General features: G+C 53.0%; 8 protein-coding genes. 3 read left to right on the forward strand and 5 right to left on the reverse strand.

The features are described from left to right. The first annotated feature begins 2 nt into the window (after positions 1 to 2). Complete coding sequence (locus IM265_RS17090; protein ID WP_059358523.1) at positions 3 to 518, forward strand: protein disulfide oxidoreductase; 516 nt, start codon at positions 3 to 5, stop codon at positions 516 to 518. 35 nt (positions 519 to 553) lie between these two features. On the opposite strand, the gene IM265_RS17095 is transcribed toward IM265_RS17090, so the two are convergent. From IM265_RS17095 to IM265_RS17105, 3 genes are all read right to left on the reverse strand, one after another. Further along, complete coding sequence (locus IM265_RS17095; protein ID WP_028013828.1) at positions 554 to 2,020, reverse strand: aspartate aminotransferase family protein; 1,467 nt, start codon at positions 2,018 to 2,020, stop codon at positions 554 to 556. An 18-nt stretch (positions 2,021 to 2,038) separates the two neighbouring features. Beyond that, entirely contained in the window at positions 2,039 to 3,415 is a 1,377-nt protein-coding gene (locus IM265_RS17100; RefSeq protein ID WP_014884533.1) for a diaminobutyrate--2-oxoglutarate transaminase, read from the reverse strand. 343 nt (positions 3,416 to 3,758) lie between these two features. Further along, positions 3,759 to 4,766 (reverse strand): LacI family DNA-binding transcriptional regulator, encoded by a 1,008-nt coding sequence (locus IM265_RS17105; RefSeq protein WP_193030482.1) that lies wholly within the window; start codon positions 4,764 to 4,766, stop codon positions 3,759 to 3,761. Positions 4,767 to 5,002: 236 nt separating this feature from the next. Here IM265_RS17105 and IM265_RS17110 point away from each other — a divergent pair, with 236 nt between their 5' ends. After that, complete coding sequence (locus IM265_RS17110; RefSeq protein ID WP_193030484.1) at positions 5,003 to 6,244, forward strand: MFS transporter; 1,242 nt, start codon at positions 5,003 to 5,005, stop codon at positions 6,242 to 6,244. A 17-nt stretch (positions 6,245 to 6,261) separates the two neighbouring features. Further along, positions 6,262 to 7,695, forward strand: coding sequence for a glycoside hydrolase family 32 protein (locus IM265_RS17115; RefSeq protein WP_193030486.1), 1,434 nt, complete (start codon positions 6,262 to 6,264; stop codon positions 7,693 to 7,695). Between the two features lie 49 nt (positions 7,696 to 7,744). On the opposite strand, the gene IM265_RS17120 is transcribed toward IM265_RS17115, so the two are convergent. Both IM265_RS17120 and IM265_RS22065 read right to left on the reverse strand, forming a co-directional pair. Further along, positions 7,745 to 8,215: a hypothetical protein gene (locus IM265_RS17120; protein ID WP_065421367.1), complete on the reverse strand. Its 471-nt coding sequence runs from the start codon at positions 8,213 to 8,215 to the stop codon at positions 7,745 to 7,747. Positions 8,216 to 8,374: 159 nt separating this feature from the next. Beyond that, entirely contained in the window at positions 8,375 to 9,445 is a 1,071-nt protein-coding gene (locus tag IM265_RS22065; protein ID WP_226839471.1) for a YadA C-terminal domain-containing protein, read from the reverse strand. Positions 9,446 to 9,750 lie beyond the last annotated feature (305 nt).

Raw genomic sequence — 9,750 nt, forward strand, 5'->3', positions numbered from 1 at the left:
TAATGGATAACCGTAAATTGAGTCGCCTGCGCCGCTGGGCGCGGGAAGGGATCATACTCATTCTGCTTACGCTGGCGGTTATGTGGGGCGTGGATCAATACCGAAAGCCGTCATTACCCGCCAGCTTTAGCGCAACGCCTATGCAGAGCATCGACGGTAATATTCACGATATCGCGGCGCTCAGCAAGGAGCGCCCCCTGCTGATTTACGTCTGGGCAACCTGGTGCAGCATCTGTCGTTATACGACACCTGCGGTCGATAAGCTGGCAAAAGAGGGCGGTAACGTCGTAAGCATTGCCATGCGCTCCGGTGACGATGCAAAGCTCGCTCGCTGGGTTGAAAAGAAAAACCTGAGTATGCCGGTGATTAACGATGCAAACGGTGCCGTGTCGCAGCAGTGGCAGGTGAGCGTAACGCCGACGCTGGTGATTGTGTCAAAGGGGAAAGTAGTCAGTACCACAACGGGCTGGACGAGCTACTGGGGATTGAAAATCAGAATGTGGTGGGCAGGCGTATAAGATAACCCCTCTTCCGACGGAAGAGGGGTTTTGTATTACTTCGCGAGAACTTCCTGCGCGGTGCGCTCAACCAGCGACAGCAGGATTTTGATATCCTCCAGCGTCACGGTTGGGTTCAGCAGAGTCAGCTTCAGGCAGGTGATGCCGTTATGCTCGGTCACACCGACGTTTGCACGGCCGGATTCCAGCAGCGCATCACCAATTTTCTGGTTCAGCAGGGCGATGCCCGCGTCGTCCATCTGCACCTGGCCACGGAAGCGGAACAGCACGCTTGCCAGCTGTGGCTGCATAACCAGTTCCAGAGCAGGCTGCTCTTTCACGTAGGCCGCGACCTGCTGCGCCAGCGTTACGCCGTGATCGATGATCGCCGCGTATTGCTCCTGACCCAGCGCTTCCAGGCTCATCCACAGCTTCAGCGCGTCGAAACGACGGGTGGTCTGCAGAGATTTGGACACCAGGTTAGGCACGCCCGCTTCTTCGTCGAACTCAGAGTTCAGGTAGGCCGCCTGATAGCGCATCAGCTCATAGTGACGCGCTTCTTTCAGCAGGAACGCGCCGCAGCTGATGGTCTGGAAGAACTGCTTGTGGAAGTCCAGGGTGACGGAATCCACCAGCTCGATGCCGTCCAGGTAGTGACGATACTGATCGGACATCAGTAGCGCGCCGCCCCAGGCCGCGTCAACGTGTACCCAGATGTTCTGCTTCGCCGCCAGTTCAGCAATGGCACGCAGTGGATCGATAGCACCGGCATCGGTAGTACCTGCCGTCGCGACGATGGCCAGAATCTGCTCCCCGTTCGCGTTGCACTGCTCGATTTTCGCCGCCAGATCGGTCAGATCCATGCGGGAGAACTCGTCGGTTTTCACCTGCACTACGGACTGATAGCCCAGGCCCATCAGCGCCATGTTTTTCTGCACGGAGAAGTGTGCGTTTTCGGAGCACAGCACGCGAATTTTGCGCAGATCGCCCACCAGACCGTCCTGCTGAACGGAGTGGCCCTGACGCGCGAAGAATGCGTCACGCGCCAGCATCAGACCCATCAGGTTGCTCTGGGTACCGCCGCTGGTGAAGACACCCGCGTCGCCAGCCTGATAACCCACGCGGGTACGCAGCCACTCGATCAGTTTGATCTCAATAATGGTTGCGGACGGGCTTTGATCCCAGGAGTCCATACTCTGGTTAGTGGCGTTGATCAGCACTTCCGCCGCCTGGCTTACCACCAGGCTTGGGCAGTGCAGGTGCGCCACACACTGCGGGTGATGAACGGACAAGCTGTCTTTCAGGAAGAACTCCACGGCGCGTTCAATCGCCGCTTCGTTGCCCAGACCTTTCGGGTTAAAATCCAGCTTAATACGGTCGCGCAGCTCCGCGACCGTTTTGCCCTGGTACATCTCAGGCTGCTTCAGCCACTGCATCACAGCCTGAGTGCTTTGTTCAATCGCCTGCTGGTAAGCTTCAATGCTCTGCGCAGAGGAGAACAAAATTGGGTTTGAATCTGACATCGTAATCAACTACTCCGGTTACGCCGGGCGAACGCCCGCAGCAAGCAGTGCCTGCTCGAATTTATCCAGGAAGATTTTCAGCTCTTCGTCGCTGATCAGCAGGGAAGGCAGCAGGCGCAGAACGATACCGTTACGACCACCACGCTCCAGAATCAGACCGGCTTCAAAGCACTTCTTCTGAATCAGCGCAGACAGCTCGCCGTCGCCAGGGAAGCAGCCCATATGGTCAGCAGCTTCGTGTGGCTTAACGATCTCGATACCGATCATCATGCCCAGACCGCGCACGTGACCGATGACCGGATAACGTTTTGCCATCTCTTTCAGCTGGCCTTTCAGCCATTCGCCCTGTGCAGCCACTTTGCCCGCGATGTTCTGGTCTTTCAGGATCTTCAGCGTTGTCAGGCCGGTTGCCATTGCCAGCTGGTTGCCGCGGAAAGTACCGGTGTGGTGGCCTGGCGCCCATGCGTCGAACTGCTTTTTGATACCGAGCACGGCCAGCGGCAGACCGCCACCAACCGCTTTAGACATCACGATGATGTCTGGCTCGATGCCCGCGTGTTCGAAGGCGAAGAATTTACCGGTACGGGCAAAGCCAGCCTGAACTTCGTCGAGGATCAGCAGAATGCCGTGTTCCTGAGTCACTTTACGAATGCGCTGCAACCACTCAGCCGGAGCCGGGTTCACGCCGCCTTCGCCCTGAACGGCTTCCAGGATCACCGCGGCAGGCTTACGCACGCCGCTTTCAACGTCGTTGATCAGGTTGTCGAAGTAGTAAGTCAGCGCTTTCACGCCCGCTTCACCACCGATACCCAGCGGGCAGCGGTACTCGTGCGGGTAAGGCATGAACTGCACTTCTGGCATCATACCGTCAACTGCTTCTTTCGGAGACAGGTTGCCGGTCACGGACAGTGCGCCGTGGGTCATGCCGTGGTAACCACCAGAGAAGCTGATGATACCGCTACGGCCGGTCACTTTTTTCGCCAGCTTCAGCGCCGCTTCAACGGCGTCGGCACCGGATGGACCGGTGAACTGCAGGCAGTACTCTTTGCCCTGACCAGGCAGCAGAGAGAGCAGATATTCAGAAAACGCGTCTTTCAGAGGCGTAGTCAGATCCAGAGTGTGTAACGGCAAGCCGCTGGTAATGACATTTTGGATGCTTTTCAGCACATCAGGATGGTTATGGCCAAGCGCAAGGGTCCCTGCGCCTGCTAAACAGTCAAGGTATTCTTTATTATCTGCATCGGTGATCCACACGCCTTCTGCTTTAGTAATCGCTAAAGGCAGTTTGCGGGGATAACTCCTGACGTTAGATTCAAACTCGGCCTGACGGGCCAGATAGGTTTCGTTGCTTTTGTGGGCATCTACGGTGTCAATACGGACTTTATCCGTCATCATATCACTCCTACAACCGCCGCTTCGCTATGAGCCACGATTGAATAAAAAGTTAAAAAACAGATGGGGCCTGAAAAAAACGCCGCCAATATAGAGCCTTTTGTCACGGGGCTCAATGGTTAATTTGTTTACTGTTTTGTGACATGGAGCACAGGAGAGGCAATATCACCATTTTTAAAAAGAAAATTGCACTTTATTGGCAATAAAAACAATTGCTTATTTGGCGTTCGTTTGGGTTGTTAAATGACAGAAAAGAGTGTGACAAATCGTGCCATTGGCTGACAAAAGAAGGGGGTATGCTGCCTTCATACCCCCTTCTTTTTCCATCAACGACAAAAAGCGGTAGTCACATGGCGCGCGCAATGGAATCACGCATTAAAAATGGACTTTCAACGCGCGTCGTTTCCCGGTGTTGTGCTCCGTTAATAATGTGCAGGGCGCTCAGGCGACCAATTTCGTAGTGGGGCAACTGAACCGTTGAAAGAGGCGGCAAAAACAGCTCGCCAATGCCCACCATATTGTCATAGCCGATAACCGCGACATCTTCAGGGATGCGAAGCCCTTGCGCCAGCAGCGTCTGGTAAACCATTAACGCGATCCGATCGTTACCGCAGATAACGGAATCAAACCGCGGGATGCCGTTCCGGATACGTGCCAGCAATGCGGTCGGAATATCACGATAATGCTCATCCCCGTGCGCCATATATTCATGTTCCAGGCTGTCCGGGTCGATTCCGGCTTCACGGCAGGCGCGTTCAAGCCCCTGACGGCGCCGGGTTGTGGCCAGATGGCCCACAGGTAAATGCAGACACAGGGGCTGCCGATAGCCTTCTGCGAGTAATGCCCTGACGGCGGCGTACTGCCCCTGTTCATCATCCGGGATATAGCTGGCGACCTTTTCACCGACACTCTCGCAGTTGGCCAGCACGCAGGGGAGGGTGAGCAGCTTGGCAGGAAGAGGAACCTGACGTAACCCCATCGTGGTGTAGATAATCCCGTCAGGCCGGTGGGAGAGCAGAAGATCAACAATGGCATCCGGATTGTCGTCAGCAAACATATTCATGACGAAGCTATTCCAGCCGTGCATCCTGGCCGTCTCTTCAATGGACAGCGTAATCTCCACCGAAAAAGGTGTCGTGACCGTATCGAGCGCCAGCACGCCTATGGTTTTAGGCGAAGCATTCGCGCCGCGTATTTTCTTGGCGGACAGATCGGGAACGTAGCTGGTTTGCTCGATAGCCCACTGTACGCGCGCCAGCGTTTCCGGTTTAAGCCGCTCCGGGCTGTTAAGCGCGCGGGAAACCGTCATCAGCGATACGTTAGCCAGCTTTGCGACGTCCTTCAGGGAAGCCATTTTCTTACTCCGTTAATGCTCTGTGAGAGGGTATACAACTAAGTCGCTGATGTAAAAGGAAGGCTGATGACCAGGTTAAGTCATGCTTACCTCAGTTATGAATTTATGATCGCGATCTCACTTCCTTAATGTTAACGTTAACTTTCGTGATTAACATCTTAAATCTTAATCAGACAGCATGAGAAAGCATAGATGTTAACGTTACCATTGGGTCATTACTCCAACACGAGAATGCCATGATGAAAACGCATCACTCTCACAGCTATCCCTTACTGAGCGCATTACTGTTTTTCTTTTTTGTCACCTGGTCATCTTCCGGCTCGTTGCTCTCTATCTGGCTCCACCAGGAAGTGGGGTTAAAAGCGGGGGATACGGGCGTTATCTATGCCGTGCTTTCCATCTCCGCGCTGTTTGCTCAAATCTGCTATGGATTTATTCAGGACAAACTCGGCCTGCGCAAAAACCTGCTCTGGTTTCTGACCAGTCTGCTTATTCTTTCCGGTCCGGCCTTTTTGCTGTTTGGCTATCTGCTGCAAATTAACCTGTTGCTGGGCAGTATTTTCGGCGGGATTTTTATTGGCCTGACGTTTAACGGTGGGATTGGGGTGCTGGAATCCTATACCGAACGCGTGGCCCGTCAGAGCCAGTTTGAGTTTGGCAAGGCGAGAATGTGGGGATCGCTTGGCTGGGCGGCGGCAACCTTTTTTGCGGGGCTCCTGTTTAACATCAATCCGAAGCTGAATTTCGCTGTCGCGAGCTGCGCCGGGCTGGTGTTTTTTGTTTTGCTCGCGCGCCTGCGGGTCTCTTCCGCACCGCACGCCATGCAGGAAGCGGTGTCCGGTGGCAAGGTGACGCTGGAAGACGCATTGCGCCTGCTGACGCTGCCGCGTTTCTGGGCGCTGGTGTTTTTCGTTATCGGCACCTGCATTTACGGCGTTTACGATCAGCAGTTCCCGGTCTATTTCTCATCACAGTTCCCGACGTTGCAGGAAGGGAACGCCATGTACGGCTATCTCAACTCCTTCCAGGTTTTCCTTGAGGCGGCGGGCATGTTTTGCGCCCCGTGGCTGGTGAACCGCCTCGGCGCGAAAAACGGGCTGATATTCGCGGGAATGGTGATGGCAATGCGTATGGTGGCATCTGGTCTGGTTGAGGGGCCGGTGCTCATCTCCATTACCAAGCTGCTGCACGCGGTAGAACTGCCCGTATTGCTGGTCTCGGTATTTAAATACAACAGCTTACATTTTGATAAGCGGCTCTCTTCCACGCTCTATCTGGTGGGCTTTGCCTGTACAAGCTCGGTGATTGCGTCTGTGCTGTCGCCGCTGGCGGGTTACAGCTATGAGAAATACGGCTTTGCCCAATCCTATCTCATTATGGGGCTGTTAGTTTTCAGCACCACGCTCATCTCCATCTTCCTGTTGCGCTCGGGTAAGTCTTCTTCTGACCCGCTCATGCCGCAACCCTCCACTATCTGACTGAAAAGAGTAAACAAATGATGTATTCCATTGCCAAAGCTGAACAATCATTACAGGCCAAACGCGGCGATCTTAACCTGCGCTGGTATCCGCGTTACCACCTCGCCGCGCGTGCCGGCTGGATGAACGACCCGAATGGTCTGGTGTGGTTTGACGGCTGGTATCACGCGTTTTACCAGCATCATCCGTACTCGACCCAGTGGGGGCCGATGCACTGGGGCCATGCGCGCAGCAAGGATTTAGTTCGCTGGGAACACCTCCCGGTGGCGCTGGCACCGGAAGGGCCAGAGGATAAGGACGGCTGTTTTTCCGGCTCGGCGGTGGTGGATGGCGATACGCTGGCGCTGATTTATACCGGCCACAAATTCCACGGCGATCCGGATGACGAGGCTAACCTTTACCAGGTGCAGTGCCTGGCAACCAGCCGTGATGGCGTCCATTTTACGCGGCAAGGAACGATCGTTGACACGCCGCCTGGGCTGCATCACTTTCGCGATCCGAAAGTGTGGCGGGAAGGGGAGCGCTGGTACATGGTTGTCGGCGCGCGGGATGGCGAGACGGGCCAGGTGCGCGTTTACCGTTCTGACGACCTGCGCGAATGGCAGGATATGGGCGTGCTTGCGGTGGCTGAAAAAGAGATGGGTTACATGTGGGAATGCCCGGACTTTTTCACTCTCAACGGCAAACGCGTGCTGATGTTTTCACCTCAGGGGCTGGCTGCGGAGGGATTCAAAAATCGCAATCTTTTCCAGAGCGGTTACCTGCTGGGGGAGTGGCAGCCCGGCCAACCTTTCGTGCGTGAAGGTGAGTTTGTGGAGATGGATAGCGGGCATGATTTCTATGCGCCGCAAAGCTTCCTGACGCCTGACGGCCGCCGCATCGTTATCGGCTGGCTGGACATGTGGGAATCTCCCCTTCCGGAACAGCAGGACGGGTGGGCTGGCATGCTCTCTTTACCGCGCGAACTGACGCTAAGCGCGGATAACCGCCTGCAGATGCGGCCAGCCAGAGAAGTGGAAAGCTTGCGGGGAGCGTGGTTCCCCTGGCCGGTGAGCACGCTCAACAATCAGCAGATCGTTCAGGTGGAAAGCTGCGATGCGATGGAGATCATTCTGCAGTGGGACTGTGCTAACAGCAGCGCGGAGCAGTACGGCATTCGTCTTGGCGACGGATTCCGTCTCTACGTTGATGCGCAGATGCAGCGCCTGGTGCTGGAGCGTTATTATCCGCAGTATGGCCTGTGCGGTACCCGAAGCGTCGCGCTGAACCTGAACGACGCGCTAAGCCTGCGCCTGTTCGTTGACAGCTCGTCAGTGGAAGTGTTTGTCAATGAAGGGGAGGCGTGCCTGAGCAGCCGCATTTATCCTGATGAAGGGGCGCGCGAACTGGCAATGTTTGCCTGGACGGGAACCGCATCGCTTATTGATGCCGGGGCGTGGCAGCTAGAGTAATGCGTTAAGGCCTGCAAATTAAAAAAGGCGACAGGTGTCGCCTCTGTTTCTATTTAATCTTTGTTGCGTAGCCTTCGAACTTTCCTTCTTTACTCACCGCTAATTTGCCTTTAGCAGGATAGTAAATGAAGGTGTATAGCCCTTGTGAATAAACTTTTGCCTGAGGCTCATTTTCATCCAGCGCGCCCAATACGCCATCGACATCCAGGATCTCGCCTTTAATTGTGATCTTCATTCCTTCCCATTTAAAGGCGTGTACCGTTTTGGCCGCCTGAGCATGTTGTTTCGCGTCTTTTTTAGCCCAGATACCCGTACCTGCTGCGGCATCACGCGCGTTCGCCCATGCTGCATTTTGTGCGGCTTCATTATAAGCATTCTGGCGATTTTGCTCAGCCAGGTAGCAGGTATCTTTGCTAATGCCCTGGCGCTCACATTCGGCCATGCGCTGAGCAGTTGAAGTACACGCAGAAAGCAGGATGGCAGCACCAGCTATTAATACCGCTAAGAGTGACTTTATCATTACGATGATACCTTTGGTGAAATATATTCTATAGAAGAAGGTTTAATAGCCGCAAATATAATAAGCCTGATACATAATACCTAACCATGCGCCAACGATAATAAGCATCAGGTACACTATTACAGAGATAACAATGTATTTTGTCATACTGGTTATTTATTAAAAGCCAATCCCTACGCCGACTGAAGCCCCCATATTATTTGCTGTGTCATCAGAGAAGCTCACTTTACCAACCATATGTTCGTTAAAGTTAACCGACGCCCCAACCGCTAACGCGCTTTCACCGTTGTAAGTCGCACCGCCAGCCGAGAACATCACGCGCTGATTTGTTTGCACCTGAGGTAAACCGGCCATCGCCATCGCGCCGCTGATACCCGCGTTTGCTTCTTTCTTGTTATTATCGACCTCCTCACGCAGCGATCTAAATTGCTGGTTAGCGTTGTTATTCAGAGCCTGTAATGTCTGTTTGGTCGCCTGCAGCTCCTGAGCCTCGGCCGTAACCGCATGACTATTAGTAGCGACTTTAGCCTGTGTTGCCGTGTCTACCTGCGTGCGTGTCACAGTGGTCATCACGCCATTTTTTCCATCTTTACCGTCTTTACCATTCGCTCCGTCACGTCCGTTAATTCCGGCAACGCCCTGTGCGCCGGTATCGCCTTTCTCACCCTTAGCGCCGTCTTTTCCATCAACGCCATTAGTTGGTTTTTGTGCATTCTCAAGAGCTAACAGGCGGCCATCTTGTATACCGTTAGTAGCTTCAACAGTTGCAAGGCGGCTATCCTGGACAGCGTTAACAGTTTCAATATTAGTAATTGCAGTTCCGTTAGTCAGCACGCCCTGTAACGCCGCATCACCTTTTTTATTAGCGGTGTCAGCAAGAGCGCCTGCTAATTTAGCTTCATGATCGACACCAGAAACAGAAGTCTGAAGAGAGGAAATATTATTGGCGTTAGTGCTGATATTACCATTACTTGTGTCAATCTCGTTTTGCATCCGCTCACGATCGCCTTGTAAGTTATAGATCTGCCCGTCTTGTTTTACATTTTCAGCTTTCATATTATCCAGATTATAAGCGGTTTTGTCAGTGCCCTGAACCTGAATAAAAGTACCTGAATTGAATACGTTATCGTTAAGGTTTATGTTTACATCAGCTGCTTGAGTTACGTTCATAGAGCCAGTGAAAATAACACCAAATACAAAAGCAGTAACGGCATTTTTAACAACTTTCATTTGTAAAACACTCATCATTTAAAAAGTAAAAATGGGCAAGGCAGGCTATCCTGGCTTGTTGATGTAACGTCTGGTTACGCCTGATTAAAATAACGGAGTTACGTTAAATTTTGAATAAATCACTTAATTCGTAACGTGCAGTAACTATCAGTTAATGCGAGCTTTGGGATATTGATCTAAATCATAAATAGCATCTATAGCTAATCAGGTCTGCTGTGATAGAAATGGCATTATCCCAATAATTACAGTTAGATACAGATCAGTAGAGATTTGAAGTGAAAAAAGTATTAAACACTAATCAATAA

Source organism: Enterobacter cloacae complex sp. P17RS (genome assembly GCF_014895885.1).
GTDB classification, from domain to species: domain Bacteria; phylum Pseudomonadota; class Gammaproteobacteria; order Enterobacterales; family Enterobacteriaceae; genus Enterobacter; species Enterobacter bugandensis.

Coding starts and splice junctions, on each gene's coding strand:
- IM265_RS17105 (WP_193030482.1), bottom strand. CDS start 4,766: ATGGCTTCCCTGAAGGACGTCGCAAAGCTGGCTAACGTATCGCTGATG.
- IM265_RS17100 (WP_014884533.1), bottom strand. CDS start 3,415: ATGATGACGGATAAAGTCCGTATTGACACCGTAGATGCCCACAAAAGC.
- IM265_RS17120 (WP_065421367.1), bottom strand. CDS start 8,215: ATGATAAAGTCACTCTTAGCGGTATTAATAGCTGGTGCTGCCATCCTG.
- IM265_RS17115 (WP_193030486.1), top strand. CDS start 6,262: ATGATGTATTCCATTGCCAAAGCTGAACAATCATTACAGGCCAAACGC.
- IM265_RS22065 (WP_226839471.1), bottom strand. CDS start 9,445: ATGAAAGTTGTTAAAAATGCCGTTACTGCTTTTGTATTTGGTGTTATT.
- IM265_RS17110 (WP_193030484.1), top strand. CDS start 5,003: ATGATGAAAACGCATCACTCTCACAGCTATCCCTTACTGAGCGCATTA.
- IM265_RS17095 (WP_028013828.1), bottom strand. CDS start 2,020: ATGTCAGATTCAAACCCAATTTTGTTCTCCTCTGCGCAGAGCATTGAA.
- IM265_RS17090 (WP_059358523.1), top strand. CDS start 3: ATGGATAACCGTAAATTGAGTCGCCTGCGCCGCTGGGCGCGGGAAGGG.